The organism is Pseudomonas sp. 7SR1, assembly GCF_900156465.1.
Taxonomy (GTDB): Bacteria; Pseudomonadota; Gammaproteobacteria; order Pseudomonadales; family Pseudomonadaceae; genus Aquipseudomonas.
In genome coordinates this window covers 5,149,416-5,162,525 of the sequence record NZ_LT707064.1, presented here as the reverse complement: position 1 = coordinate 5,162,525, position 13,110 = coordinate 5,149,416, and the positions used below count along the sequence as shown (strand labels likewise).

At 62.2% G+C, this 13,110-nt stretch carries 10 protein-coding genes; all 10 read right to left on the bottom strand.

Translation table 11 applies throughout. The annotated features are described in order from the left end of the window. Positions 1-1,299: a hypothetical protein gene (locus BW992_RS22665; RefSeq protein ID WP_076407136.1), complete on the bottom strand. Its 1,299-nt coding sequence runs from the start codon at positions 1,297-1,299 to the stop codon at positions 1-3. 19 nt (positions 1,300-1,318) lie between these two features. Then, on the bottom strand, positions 1,319-2,242 hold the full coding sequence (locus BW992_RS22660; protein WP_072430519.1) for a hypothetical protein: 924 nt from the start codon (positions 2,240-2,242) through the stop codon (positions 1,319-1,321). A 62-nt stretch (positions 2,243-2,304) separates the two neighbouring features. Continuing rightward, a complete protein-coding gene (locus BW992_RS22655) occupies positions 2,305-4,686 on the bottom strand; it encodes a hypothetical protein (RefSeq protein WP_072394749.1) in 2,382 nt (793 codons plus the stop codon). 12 nt (positions 4,687-4,698) lie between these two features. After that, positions 4,699-5,838, bottom strand: a complete 1,140-nt coding sequence (locus BW992_RS22650; protein ID WP_072458420.1) for a hypothetical protein — start codon at positions 5,836-5,838, stop codon at positions 4,699-4,701. Next, positions 5,817-7,262 carry an alkaline phosphatase family protein gene (locus BW992_RS22645; protein ID WP_072430521.1) on the bottom strand — a complete coding sequence of 482 codons (1,446 nt, stop codon included), beginning with the start codon at positions 7,260-7,262 and terminating at the stop codon, positions 5,817-5,819. Before BW992_RS22645 ends, BW992_RS22650 begins: the two co-directional genes overlap by 22 nt. Then, the gene (gene eboE, locus BW992_RS22640) at positions 7,252-8,484 is read right to left on the bottom strand and encodes a metabolite traffic protein EboE (protein WP_072458418.1); all 1,233 of its coding nucleotides are present in this window, start codon (positions 8,482-8,484) and stop codon (positions 7,252-7,254) included. The genes BW992_RS22645 and eboE overlap by 11 nt, the downstream gene beginning before the upstream one ends. Then, the gene (locus tag BW992_RS22635) at positions 8,481-9,365 is read right to left on the bottom strand and encodes a TatD family hydrolase (protein WP_072394757.1); all 885 of its coding nucleotides are present in this window, start codon (positions 9,363-9,365) and stop codon (positions 8,481-8,483) included. The genes eboE and BW992_RS22635 overlap by 4 nt, the downstream gene beginning before the upstream one ends. A 46-nt stretch (positions 9,366-9,411) precedes the next feature. After that, positions 9,412-10,176, bottom strand: coding sequence for an EboA domain-containing protein (locus tag BW992_RS22630; protein WP_072394759.1), 765 nt, complete (start codon positions 10,174-10,176; stop codon positions 9,412-9,414). Beyond that, complete coding sequence (locus tag BW992_RS22625; RefSeq protein ID WP_072394763.1) at positions 10,173-11,063, bottom strand: UbiA family prenyltransferase; 891 nt, start codon at positions 11,061-11,063, stop codon at positions 10,173-10,175. The genes BW992_RS22630 and BW992_RS22625 overlap by 4 nt, the downstream gene beginning before the upstream one ends. Further along, positions 11,060-12,934 carry a 3-dehydroquinate synthase gene (locus tag BW992_RS22620; RefSeq protein ID WP_072394764.1) on the bottom strand — a complete coding sequence of 625 codons (1,875 nt, stop codon included), beginning with the start codon at positions 12,932-12,934 and terminating at the stop codon, positions 11,060-11,062. Before BW992_RS22620 ends, BW992_RS22625 begins: the two co-directional genes overlap by 4 nt. Between the last annotated feature and the right edge of the window lie 176 nt (positions 12,935-13,110).

Below are 13,110 nucleotides of genomic sequence, written 5' to 3'. Positions count from 1 at the left end.
CTATTCCTCGTCCTTGATGGATTTGATGACAGGCGAACTGGCGAATTTGAACAGATAGGAAAAATCGGATTTGTAGGGGCTCCTGACCGGTGTCGCCATGGAGTGGCAATTCATGCAGCTGCTGTTGGGCTGGATATAGCTTTCCATGGTCACGTTGGCCGAAAGCGACGGTGTCGGCTGGCCCAGGGGATTACTGGGGTTGTCGGGCATCAGCGGGCGCTGGGTAGTGATGAGCTGGTAGTACTTGAGCACGCTTTTTTGCAGGCCAGGATCGGACTGGTAATTGGCGTTGACGCCGTTGGTCACATCGGCAATCGGGGTGACCCGGTTCAATGGGTTCGGGGTCTGGAACGTCGTGCCGGCCTTGGGCACGCAGACCAGGTGCGTACCCTGGGTCTGCCAGTCGCAGGGCGACTGGTTGAGGCTGGTAACGGGCGCCGCGGCGTTGAAGTAGGAATAGGCCGTGCCTGCGGCCGGTTGATCGATCCACTTGCCGTTCACCAGTGCCTTGGGCGGTACGTTGTCGACCTGCTCGAAGGTCGACCAGATCCACTGCGGGTACCCGTTGGCCTTGGTAATGATGTGCAGCCCCACCAGGCCCAGGTACGCCTCGGTGACACCGGTGCGGCGGCCCTGGTCGTCGAACGTCGCGACGCGGGCAAACTGGGTCAGGTAGCGGCTGGCGTTGTCGCTGGACGTGAGGATGCGCCAGCTCGACTTGACCTCGATGACCCCGTTGGGAAAGGCGATGTTGCTGGCCTTGGAGACCACATCGGCGTTGTAGTACTGGTTGTCGACGATGTAGTCATAGGACGTTTCGTTGGCCGAGATATCGTAGTAGGTGGGGTTGCCTGCCTGGTCGATCAGCCAGCCACCGACGGCCTGGTCCACGGCGTTCACCAGCGAGCTGTTCTTCAGCGCGGCAATGTTGATGATGGCCAGGCTCTTTGCCCGCTGCGGGCTGTTCCACGGGCCGGGGTCGGTACCCTGGGGCAGGAAGATTTCTTCCACGCTCTTGTAGGTCTGCCAGACTGTGTAGCCGGGGTCCCCGGGTTGCTTGTTGCAATTGGGGTCGCCACGCTGGCCGTCCTGTGCCGGCCAGTTCAAGGCGATGAACATCTGCCAGCTGTATTGATCGAACAGATCCTGGCTGGCATTGGCGGCAGGCGCGGTGTTGGGGGGCTGGCAATTGAGGGTCGTGGTCGGCTTCGGCGTGTCCTGCTGGGACGGTGCCAGGGCGAGCGCAGGCAGGCTGACGACACTCAGTAGCATCGCGGTAAAACCAAGAGAAGTGTTCATGATAATGCTTCGTCCTTGATCAGGGTTTGCGCTGCATGAGCTTGTTCCATTGGGCTTTCTGGCCGTTGCTCCGGGACGCTGGCGGCTCGAATAACTGGCAGGGCGGCGGGTTTGACGGGCACATCGCTGCCACCTGGGCCCAGGTCTGGGCCGGGTCTGGCCTGGCGATGCGGAAGTTGGTGTAGTTCTGGCTGACGATGGGCGCATCGGCGACCTTGGCGTCACCGGAGAAATAGAATGACTGCGGATGCCGATAGGGCGGCTGCCCGGTCATTTTCCTGTAGAAGGCGTAACCGAAAAGGATGGGGCCCTGGGGAGAGTCAACGTCCACGGCGTAGGCCTGGACGCTGCCATCGAGGTGCTTGCTGCGCTCGGCGCTGTAGGGCAAGTGCTTGATGAAGTCTTGCCGGGGCGGATGGTTCATCGGTGAAAACATGCAGCAGGCCGGCATGTCGCTGGGGCGGTCCTGCGGGTAGGTCAGGAAGTACGCCTTGTTGCCCAGGGACACGAACGAGCAGGTGTAGTTGTTGTTCTTGATCGGGAAGATCGGCAGGCAGTATTTCTCGTAGTGCTCCATCATCGCACCGAAGCCGTCGCCATCGGCCGGAATGTACGTCGTGTCGTAATAGCTGGTGCCTCGCGATACGGTGTAGTCCGCCGGGGCAAGGGTGCTGGGCGGATCGCTATAGGGCGGCGGGTTCTTCTCGTAGTTGTGCATCACCCGGTACATGGTCCAGTCGCTGATCCAGAACGCGGGGAAGAATGGATCGGAAGGATCGCCCGGCGCGCGCCTGGCGATGCAGTTGCCGTTCTGTTCGTTGCAGCCCTCGTTGTTGTGGACCCCCATGGTGAAGTACACGGCGCTGCTGTCCTGTTGGGCAAAAAGCCCCGGACTGAACAACAGGATCAGTAACAACAGTCGGCTCAAGAGGCTGGCTTTCATATCGACACTCCTGTGAAGTGCCGGGTGGCGGGTTCGCCACCCGGTGATCCTCGGTGAACTCGTCAGAGGCCGTTGTAGTCACTCATGCTGAGTTTCCTGGGGGGGTAATTGAGTTTCACCAGACGCTTGGCCCACAGCTCCAATATGGCGCGACGGCTCTGGGACATGTCCCGGGTGATGGGCATCGCAAGGGTGCTGTGGTCCTGGTAATCCTTGCTGATCAGCAGGATCAATTGGTCAACGGCGCCCTCCACGCGCGTCCGGGAATTGAGCGGCATGAACTTGTTCATGATGGGGTACAGGTAATAGAAGGTTTGCAGGATCTTGGGATAGATGAACGTGTTCCACAGTTGTTCCGGGGCATCCGTGTCCTCGTAGATGGCGTTCCAGGTGTCGACGAATTCCTGTTGCAACGGCATGTCCACGGGCAGCACCCGTATTGGCGCGAGGAAATCGACGAAGGCCTGGGTGAGTGGAAAGCTGAAGGGAATGACCGGTTTTTTGCCATTCTCCTGCACGAAGAAGCGCAAGGTAGGGAAACCCGGCGCCACAGCCCGGCAGCCTACCTGGGCGATGCCTTGGGCGTTGGTGGTGATAATGGCGTAGGAATAACTGACGCTGGCCTTATTGTCCTGCAGTGTACCGGTGCCAGTTTGGGGGTTTTCAAAGACCAGGCAGGGGCGCAGGTCGACGGCTATCGGTGTACCGGAAACCTTGAGAAAGTTCTGATAAGCAACCGGATTGCCTACGGGTTGAGACACGTCCTGCAGGTCGGTCAGCCCGCGACCGCTACCGGTGCTGCGATAGAGTGCGACCGGGGGCACGTCGGTGAACTGCGGCAGACAGGCGGTGTTCTGGGTGCGGTCCGGCGGGTTGTCGTAGAACAGCGTGAAGTCGACCGCGTTACTGAACGCCAGGTAATAGTTGCTGGTGGTCACCATGTAGGGATTGCCGTACTCCGCCACATACAACGTGGTGTTGGCAGCCGGCTGGCCGTTTTTCTGCACCATGATGCTCAGCGTCTTGCGGTCACCGACGTCGATGAAGCCGCCGCTCTCGATCACTTCGGCGGTCCATGTCTGCTGGGTGGCGGCGACGGTCTGGGGAGCGCTGTACAGGCCCAACTGACGCAGAATCAGCGGACCGGATTCCAATATGCCCTTGGTATAGTCATCGAGGGGAATATCGAGGATACCCGAGCGCTGGTTGAAGGCAGCCTGCTGGTATTGCGCGAAGCTCAAGATGACCGCCGGCTTGAATTTTCCATCCTTTTCGGCGCCCAGGTGGTAGGTACCGGCATTGAATTTTTCCGGGACGGGGATATCAGCCGTGTCATCCACGGGATAGCTCGGAAAGGTATTGCCCAGGTCAAGTGACAGGGTGTAGTCGTTAATCTGTGCCGAAATCACCCCCAACTTGACTTTTTTGGTCTCCTGGGAATGTGCTTTGCTCATCGACACCTCCTGATCGGGCACCAGGCGCAGCCCGGCAGGGGCGGTGGGGTATTCGTTGGCGAACCACAGCCCCAGGACTGCCGAGGTGCGGCTGTAGGCGGGGTTGAAGAAAATCTCGTTGACGTTTTTCAAGCCTTTGTTGTACAGGTCACGCACTTTCGCCATGACGTTCGGGTCGTTGGAGCGGGTGTTCACGCTCTGCGGGTAATCATTGAATATGCCGTTCCTGTCGTAGCAGGTCAGGTAGACGCAAAAGCGGAACATCAGGCCCTGTGCCCCTTGCTGCTCCATCTGCTGCTGGAGGTTGGCCAGCAGGGACGATTTGCCGATTACCCATTCCAGGTTCTCCTTGGGGAAGCAGGTCTGCCAGGTGGTGCTGACGTTCACCAGGCCACCCAGGGCTCCCCAACCGAAGTTCAGGAAACGGTCCATCATCCGGTACTTGCGGTTGAGGGTCAGGCCGCAGGACGTACCCCCCAGCACCAGTTTGTCGAAATACAATGCGGTGAACGTGTTCTGCCATGGACTGATATCCACGAAGCGCGCCGCAGTGGGGGTGGAGCTGCCCAGGGGGCTGCCGAGCAACTGGTAGGGCGCGCCCACCAGCGGATCATGGTCGATGTAAGTATTGGGCTGCAGTTCGCCGCCGATGACGGTCGACGTTGTTTTCCCGTAGTTCACCAGGCCGCAACCGTTATCGCCGAACAGATCCCATTCGGCCGGCATGTACGGGTCATGGTTCAGATCGACATTGCCTGGTACCTGCTGCACATAGGTCGGCATGTGAGCCATGTACTGCGTGGAGACGGTCCATGGCATCAGTCTGTCGGGGGCGTTGTGCTGGTCAATGCCGAAGTGCTTCACGAACGGCCAATTGATGTCCATCTTCACCGCGTCATACAGCGGGAACTTGTCGTTGTTATTGGCCGTTGGCGGGTTCCAGAACATCTCGCCGTTGAGGTAGATGCGGGGGAAATTCAGTACGCTCATGTCGTGCTCTCCTTAGCGTTGCCACTGGGCGCGTTTGAGCGACCAGACAAAATCCAGTTTGTTGTAGCCGGTGAAGTCCTTCTCCGACAGCGGCGTGGTGGGGTAGGTGAGCCCGCCCTGGGTCGGGATGGCGAAATTGAAATAACCGCTGTTCTTCGAGTAGGCGGCGGTGTCGTGGCAGGCCAGGCAGGACGATGTGTCCTGGAACGCCGATTCCAATTGCGAGTTCGCCAGGACCTGGGTAATGCGTTGGTATTCCACCCCGATCAGCTCGTACTTCGAGAGTCCTGGTTGACTGGCCTGGAATTGTGTATTGACCGGTATCGCAGCCGATGTCGGCCCGGTTTGGTTTTTCATCGGCGCCGATGGCTGGCCCTTGGTCACGGTGTACTTGGAGTTGTTGACGTTTTCGAAGGTGGTCCAGACCCAGCTGGAGGTCAGCTTGTTGACCACGTGCAAGCCGCTCAACGCCGCATAGCCGACCCTGTAGCCGGTGCCCACCGGGTAATAGGCCTGGGCGACATAGTAGCCGTCGCTTTCCAGCCTCTTCTTGTAGGCCATGTCCGCACCGATCCACAGCCAGGCGGCTTTCAACTCCCAGGCTGTAGCCGGAAAGTTCAGGCTGCTCGACAGGGCATCCTGACCGTTCATGTTGTAGACATTGTTCTTGACGATGTAGTTGTAGGTGTCCTGGCCCATCAGCAGTTGAAAACGCACGACGTGACCTTTTTGTGTGTCAGGCACGGCGGCACCACCCATTTCCAGACTCAGGCCGTCGACCTGCTGGGTGGCATTGAGGTTGTGCAGCACTCGGTTCGAGTTCAGACCCAGGGCGTTGGCTTGCCTGATCACCTCGTCCGGCAGCCGCATGCGACTGTCGTACGAACCGGGGTTGGCGCCGTTGGCCAGATAGACCTGGTCGGAGGGCTTGAACGACTCCCATTGACGGTTGTAACCCCGGGCGTCGGATTGGTTCAGGCAGACGAACCAGTTCCAGGCCATGGCCTCGGGGCTTTGTTTGAACGCTTTACGCGTCGCGTCAACGTCTGTCCCGTAGGTGAGGAAGTCGCTGCAATTAAAGCTGTCGTTGTCCTGTGCCTGGGCCAAACCGGCCAGGGCACTGAGAACGGTTATGGAAATGGCTCGCCGCATGGAAGCTCCTTGGCATTGGCCGTGTCGGTAGGAGAGCGCCCCAGGAAGTGTTCCAGGAGCAGTTGCTTCACCGCCGTGGCCGCAAGGTGCTGGGGTAACGGCAGATCACAATTGGTGATGAGCAGCGGGCCGGTTTCCTCGCTGGTGGGCAGCCGGCCATGGCTGCCGCGAATCAGCCCGGTGTCCAGCGGAATCAGGTCCATGTAGTAGCGAAATCCGAGTTTTTTCTGCAACAGGCGGCGCGCCACCTTCAGCCTGGGAAAACGAATGGTGGGGTCGATGAACAGCTCCAGCGGGTCGTAGCCGGGCTTGCGATGGATGTCCACGGTGCGGGCGAAATCCGGTGCCTTGCGGTCGTCGAGCCAGTAGTAGTAATCGAACCAGTAGTCCGCCGAGGCGACAGCGACCAGCTCGCCGCTGCGCGGGTGATGCAGATGCCAGGTCCGTTGCTCGTCCTTATCGAGCACCTGCTCGATGCCCGCTTGCCGCTGCAGCAATGCCTTGACCCGTGGTATGTCCCGAGGCTGCTTGACGTAGATGTGTGCGACCTGGTGATCGGCCACGGCAAAGGCCGCGCTGGCGCCCGGGTCGAGCAGTTCCCAGCTCAGGGACTGGCGCACCTGCAACAGGCCCTGCGAGCGCAACAGGCGGTTGATGGACACCGACTGGTGGACGGCTTCGATCCCGTATTCGGAGAGCAGCATCACCGCCGCGCCTTGTGCCTGGGCAAACGCCAGCAGGCGACCCACTTCGTGGTCGATGGCGCGGACTTCATCGACGATGGACGGATCGTCGGGGCCGAGGCGTTGCAGGCTGTAGTCCAGGTGCGGCAGGTAGATCAATTGCAGGTCGGGCCGGTTGATCCCGAATTCGGCGATGGCGCAATCGACGATCCAGCGGCTCGAGGCGATGCCGGCCGCCGGCCCCCAGAAACTTTGGAACGGAAACTGGCCGATCTGCTGTTCGATCCGCTCATGCAGGCTCGCCGGCGAGGAGTACAGGCCGAACAGTTTGCGGCCGTCGGCGGGGTAGTGCGGACGGGGGGTGATGGCGGCGTCCACCTGCGCGTACATGTTGTACCACCAGAACAACTGGCTGCAGCGAAACCCGGGCAACTGGCGCTGCAGCGTCTGCCAGATTTTCTCGCCCTGGACCAGGGTGTTGGGTTGCAGCCAGAACCGCACTTCGGCCTGGTCGCGAAAATACCAGCCGTTACCGACGATGCCGTGCTCCGACGGTGCCTGCCCGGTCAGGATCGAGGCCTGCACCGTAGAGGTGACGGCCGGGAAGACCGGTTGCAGGTAGGCCATCCTGGCCTTCTGCAACAGGGCATTGATGTGCGGCGTCGCCGCGCCGAGCAGCGCCGGCGTCAGCCCTACCACATTGATCAGCAGCAGCGGTTGACGAGGGCGCTCAGCGTGCATTGGCGTACACCTCCCGGGCCTGGGAATGCAGCAACTGCCGGTGGCGCAATTGCTCTTCGACCCAATGCAGTTCCCTGGCGATGCCCTGGAGCTGGGCCTGGGCGGTGGTGGGTCGCAGTTGGGCAGGCAGCACGCCCCAACTGTAGGTCTCCACCTCGAGGACCGGACGAAAATCCCCATGGTCGGCAAGGTAGTCGAAGGTTCGCGACAGGGCGTTCTGGCTGCCGCTGAGCTCCGGCAACAGCAAGTGTTCGCTGAACAGCGGGATGTGGAAATGGATCCTCAGTTCGGCATGTTGCTGCTGCCGAGGGTCTGCGCAATCGCCGAGGGCAATGGGCAGGTCGGCCCAGGCCCTTAGACGCGCTTGCTCATCCTGGGCCTTCACCTGGTGCAGATAGGTGGTTTCGGCGAAGCCCCCCAAGGCGTCGAGCACCTGTTTGCGCCGATCGAGGGCCTGGGGCAGGCGACAGATCAAGGCATTGGACAGCTGGATCTTGCCGACGGGCACCCGGGCCTGACGCAACCGGTCCAGAGACTGGTAGCAGTCCTCGAAGACCACGGCCTGGTGGCACACGTCGAAACACAGCGCCAGATGGTCGTGGTGGGGGTCCCTGGCCTGCAGCCGATGGAAGAAGGCGATGGCCTGCCCGGTGTTTTCCAGCACACAGTCCGGCTCCATCTCCAGGCAGAACACGATCTTCTTGCCCGTCTCCAGGTGGAGCCTGGCGAGGGAAGCCGTGAGCTGGCGCAGCTGATGCTCGGCACGCTGCTGCAAATTCCCGTTCCAGTGGGCGGCGTAGCCCAGGGGCACGGTGGAGATGACACCTTGGGAACAGTCAGGTGGCAGCGCCTGGGCGAGGATCCGTGCCAGATTCACGCTGTATTCCAGTCGCCGCGGATCGGCCCAGTGGGGCTGGTAGACCTCGGCTTTCACTGCGCCCTGATGAAACTGGCCGTAGGGAAAGCCGTTGAGGGAGGTCAGGCGCAACCCGTTGTGTCGCAGCAGGTGGAGGAAGTCCCGGCGCGCCGACGCCTGCTGCAGTTCTCGCGCGGCGAGGGCGCTGATCCACAGGCCGCTGTCCTGTTCGTCGAGCCCGCGCAGCCTGCGAACGCCCTGGAAATGCTCCGCGATGGACGCACGCAGGCTGGCCAGGTCCGGTGTGGGGTGCACGTTGCTGCAATAACCGATCTGCGCGGCATGCCAACCGGTCTCGATCTTCATTTGACCACCGGTTCCTGGCCCCGCAGGGTCGAGTTGTCCTGCCATTGCTTGCGCTGGTCGATGGGCAGCGGGGTACCGACCAGGGTCTTGTCCAGTTGCCCGCTCTGGGCAAAGAAATCCACCGGGTTATGGAACAGCACCTGTTCCACCTGGGCCTCGCTGAAGCCGGCCGCGAGCATCGCCTCGCCGGTCTTGGGCACCTTGAGCGGGTCGCTGATGCCCCAGTCGGCGGCGCTGTTGACCACCATCTTTTCCGTGCCGTACTGCTGGAGCAACGCGACCATGCGCTGCTCCGACATCTTGGTGTTGGGGTAGATGGAATGGCCGCGCCAGCAGTCCGTGTCCAGCACCAGGGGCAAGGTCAGCTCGTTGAGGTGGTCGATGATCACCAGGTGTTCGGCGATGCCGATCTCGCGAATCACCGCCAGGGTGCGCTTGGTGCCGCCGATCTTGTCCCGGTGGGGGGTATGGACCAGCACCGGCAGGTTGAACTGCTTGGCCAGTTCCAACTGGGCGGCCAGGAAACGGTCTTCTTCGGGGGTAATGTCGTCATAGCCGATCTCGCCCACCGCCACCACGCCGTCCTTTACCAGGTAGCGTGGCAGGATCTCCAGCACCTCATTGGCCACCGAGAGGTCGTTGGCCTCCTTGGGGTTCAGGCCGATGGTGCAGAAGTGGTGGATGCCGAACATGCTGGCGCGAAAGCGTTCCCACCCCAACAGCGTGTCGAAATAGTCGATGAAGCTGCCGACGCTGGTCCTGGCCTGGCCTTGCCAGAACGCGGGCTCGATGACGCCGGTTATGCCGGCAGCCGCCATGTTCTGATAGTCGTCCGTGGTGCGGCTGACCATATGGATATGCGGGTCGAAATATTTAGGCATGATGCATCCTCATCAATAGAGCAGGGGATCGTTGAACGGAGGTTCGCTAGGGGCCGGTCAGGTGTTCACGCCATTGCGGCGGCAAGCGTTGCTGTCGGGCCAGGCCTTCCAGGCGCTGGCGCTGCGCCGGGCTGAGCAAGTCGAAGGCAATCGCCAGGGGCAGGCCGGCCGATACCGTACGCCCGGCCGCGAGCTGTTCGGCCAGCAAATCGAGGGCCAGTTGATTGAGGGCGACACTCTGGCGTTGCTTCAGGCCAAGCAGGCGACGTACATCGAGCCCCATGCCCAGTGCCTTGAGTACCAGTTGATGGAAGGCCCGGTCGTCGTAGTGGCGCGAAGGATAGAGGGTGTCCAGGGCAAGGGCGGCGAACACCTGGCTGTTGCTGGTACGCCCGGCTTGCAGCGCAAGCTCTACGCACACCCCCTGGCTGTCGAGCCAGTCGAGGGCCTTGAGCAGGGCGATCTTTTCCTGATCGTCGCCCCACAGGAACAACTGGCGCAGCAAGGGCAACTGGCCGGTGGCGGGTTGCCGCTCCAGGACCTCGGCCAGCAACAGCGCCCGCGCCAGTTGCACATGGCTCCAGCCGGTACCGTGGGTCCATATGTCTTCCTTGAGGCCTCGCTTGCACTGGCTGCTCAACAGAGCCGCGCTCGTGGCATCCGGGCGTTGCGCAAGCTGTTCCAGTGCCTGGTGCCACCACTGCAGGCCGGCCTCGTCGAGGTGCTGGAGCAAGGTCTGGCGCTGTTGCTCCAGACTGTCCCGGCGCATTTCAAGAGCCGTCGATGAAGGCCCGGCAATGTCCTTGTTCATGTCGGTTTGATCCAGCGCTGGAAGTGGGGAAGCAGCAAAAACACCAGGACACATGACAGGCTGCCCAGTGGCTGGTCGGCCACCGCCAGTACCAGGGCATCGAACAGTGGCAAGGCCGCCAGCCCGGCGCCGATGAACGTGCGGACCCGCCGTTGCCGAGGGTCGGCCAGATGACGTCGGTAATGCCAGCCCAGCCAGCCAAGCCAGAGCAGCAGCACGGGCCAGAACCAGGGATTATCGTTGTGGATCGCCAGGGTCAGCGGGCTCAGCATCAGGATCAGCGGCAGGCGGCTGAGCAACTGGTTGCGGTGTTCCTGGCGGGCCAGGTAAGTCAGGCCGCTGATATACACCCCCAGCAACACGGCGCAGAGCCAGATGGGCTCCGGCGGCACCGCCAGGCTGGCGGCCGCCGTGAGGTAGAGTGCCGAGCGACAGGCCCCCATCAGCCAGACACTGTGGGCGTATTTCTTGTGCAGCAGGTTGTAGCCCAGGATACAGGCCAGCAGCAGGAGGGCGCCGCCCAGCAACCAGTATGGCTGGTCGATCAGCCGGCTCAGGCCCAGCACGGCAACGGCGGCCAGCCCCAGCAACAGGGCGCAGGCGAGCCCGACCTGCTGGCGGCTGACCAGCCCGAGGGTGATGGGGCGCGGGTTGTGGTGTCGCAGGTCCCAGTCGGCGTCCAGCAAGTCATTCAACAACATGCCGGCCAGGTACAGCATCGACAAGGCCGCCAGCAGCAAGACCCACACCGCCCCAGACGGTGGCGCCAGGGCCCCGGCGCTGCTGGCCAGCAGGGCGGCGGCCAGGGTATTGGTCCACACCGTGGGCAGGTTGGAAACCCGGCCCAGGGTCATCCAGGTTTTCAGGTCCGGCGATGCCTGGCTCATCGTACCCAACCCTCGCTCAATGCCGGGACCGGATCGGCGAGACCGGACAGCCGCCGTAGCGCCTGCTCCATCCGCGTGGCGTCGATCTCATGCACATCCAGCGATTCTCCGATGCGGCAGAGCATGGGAATGGACAGCTCGCCGCCCAGGTGCTGACGGAACTCTTCCAGGCCCAGCAACAGCAGCGGGCGGCCTTGGGGATCCTTCAGGCTCAGTTCCGGTGGGTTCAGGCTGAAGCCGAGCCTGAGCAGCAGGCCCACGATACGTTCGGCGTCGGCATCGCTCAGCAGGCCCAGCAAGTTGGCGTAGAGGCCATCCAGGGCGATGCCCACCGCCACCGCTTCGCCATGGCGCAACCGATGCTGGCTGAGATTTTCCAGCTTGTGGGCGGCCCAGTGGCCATAGTCCAAGGGGCGACCGTTACCGCGTTCGAAGGGATCGCCGGCGCTGGTGATGTGGGCCAGGTGCAACTCGGCACAGCGGCGGATGGCGTGCCGGCTGGCCTCGTGATCGAAGTGGGCGAGGGCGTCGGCCTGTTGCTCCATCCATTGGAAAAACGCCGCGTCCTTGATCAGCGCCACCTTGACCGCCTCGGCCAACCCGGCGATCTGGTCGCGCCGGCCCAGGCTGCCCAGCAACTGGAAATCGTTGATCACGGCGGTGGCGGGGTAGAACGCCCCCAGCAGGTTTTTCTGGCCGAAGGCATTGATGCCGTTCTTCACGCCGATCCCGGCGTCGTTCTGGGCGAGGACGGTGCTGGGGACGCGGACCAGGCGAATGCCGCGGTGGAAGGTGGCGCAGGCATACCCAACCGCATCCAGTACTGCCCCGCCTCCCAGTGCCAGCACATGGCAATGCCGATCCAGCCCGTGGTGCAGCATGTTGGTGTAGAGCTGCTGCAACACCTGTGCATCCTTGCTCGACTCACCGGCCGGAACCGCAATGGGCGCTGCCAGCAGGCGCAGGTCCGCGGGATGGCGGACAAAATAGGCATCGATCTGTTCCTGCAGTGCCGGATTGCTGCGCAGCAACTGTTCATCGGCGAACACCAGCACCTTCACCGGCTTGTCTTGACGGGCGCTGAGCTGCTGATGCAAACAGGGATTGGACGGATCGAACAGGTGATCGGTGAACACCACCGGATAGTCGTAGCTGACCTCGAAGCGCCCGTGCAGGGGCTGCTGCGCGTCGCGCTTGCGAAAGGTCTTGAGCAGGCTGTAGCCGGCGATGAACAAGCCGGGCAGGACCATGCTGGCCAGGATTGTCACCAGGAGGGCGTTCTGTTCGACAAGGAACCTACCGATGGCGGCGTAGGCCAGGGCCAGGCCGGCATTGGCCAGCACGACCACCGGTACGAAGGCACGCAGCGGGTAGCGCTGCATGCCCGCTGCCACCACCGAGGTTTCCGCCAGCACCGGCACACCCCGCAGGCAGACCAGCGACAGCGTGCCCAACCGGTACCCCAGTTGTCCCGGCTGGCGCTGGTGCAGGCCCAGTCGCCCGGACAACAGCCGGAAATAGCCGGCTCCCAAGGCATACCCCAAGCCGGCCCCCAGGCACAGGCCGACGAAAATCACCAGGTAGCCGCCAAGGCTGCCCAGGCTTGCCACGGCCAGCAGCGCCACCAGGCTCGAAGGCACCGGCAGCACCACGTCCAGGGCCAGCAGGGCGATCAGCAACAGGGCCAGGTTGAGCTTTTGCGAGGAGGTCGAGGGCAGGTACAACTGCAGGTGGGTCAGGAATGCCTGGATCTGTTGTTCGAACAACAGGAAGCTGGCAATCACCAGGCCACAGAAGCAGAACAAGGATAGCCAGAACGGCTTGGCGGGTCCTTTTTTCGAGAGCGCACGATACCACCGGCTGTGCTTCATCAAGCATCCCTCTTGTGTGTTTTGACTCATTCCGTGTCAATGTTTAAAAGCGTCGTCGGCTGGTTCTCGGGTCGATAGGCAGTCTCGTTTTCGGTGGGACCCGCTGCGGCGGGTTGCGCTTGGGAAGACAATTCTGAATCTAGTCGGCCATTGTCGTTTTGCAAGGCCATTTGATG

Coding starts and splice junctions, on each gene's coding strand:
- BW992_RS22655 (WP_072394749.1), bottom strand. CDS start 4,686: ATGAGCGTACTGAATTTCCCCCGCATCTACCTCAACGGCGAGATGTTC.
- BW992_RS22645 (WP_072430521.1), bottom strand. CDS start 7,262: ATGCACGCTGAGCGCCCTCGTCAACCGCTGCTGCTGATCAATGTGGTA.
- BW992_RS22620 (WP_072394764.1), bottom strand. CDS start 12,934: ATGAAGCACAGCCGGTGGTATCGTGCGCTCTCGAAAAAAGGACCCGCC.
- BW992_RS22665 (WP_076407136.1), bottom strand. CDS start 1,299: ATGAACACTTCTCTTGGTTTTACCGCGATGCTACTGAGTGTCGTCAGC.
- BW992_RS22625 (WP_072394763.1), bottom strand. CDS start 11,063: ATGAGCCAGGCATCGCCGGACCTGAAAACCTGGATGACCCTGGGCCGG.
- eboE (WP_072458418.1), bottom strand. CDS start 8,484: ATGAAGATCGAGACCGGTTGGCATGCCGCGCAGATCGGTTATTGCAGC.
- BW992_RS22660 (WP_072430519.1), bottom strand. CDS start 2,242: ATGAAAGCCAGCCTCTTGAGCCGACTGTTGTTACTGATCCTGTTGTTC.
- BW992_RS22630 (WP_072394759.1), bottom strand. CDS start 10,176: ATGAACAAGGACATTGCCGGGCCTTCATCGACGGCTCTTGAAATGCGC.
- BW992_RS22650 (WP_072458420.1), bottom strand. CDS start 5,838: ATGCGGCGAGCCATTTCCATAACCGTTCTCAGTGCCCTGGCCGGTTTG.
- BW992_RS22635 (WP_072394757.1), bottom strand. CDS start 9,365: ATGCCTAAATATTTCGACCCGCATATCCATATGGTCAGCCGCACCACG.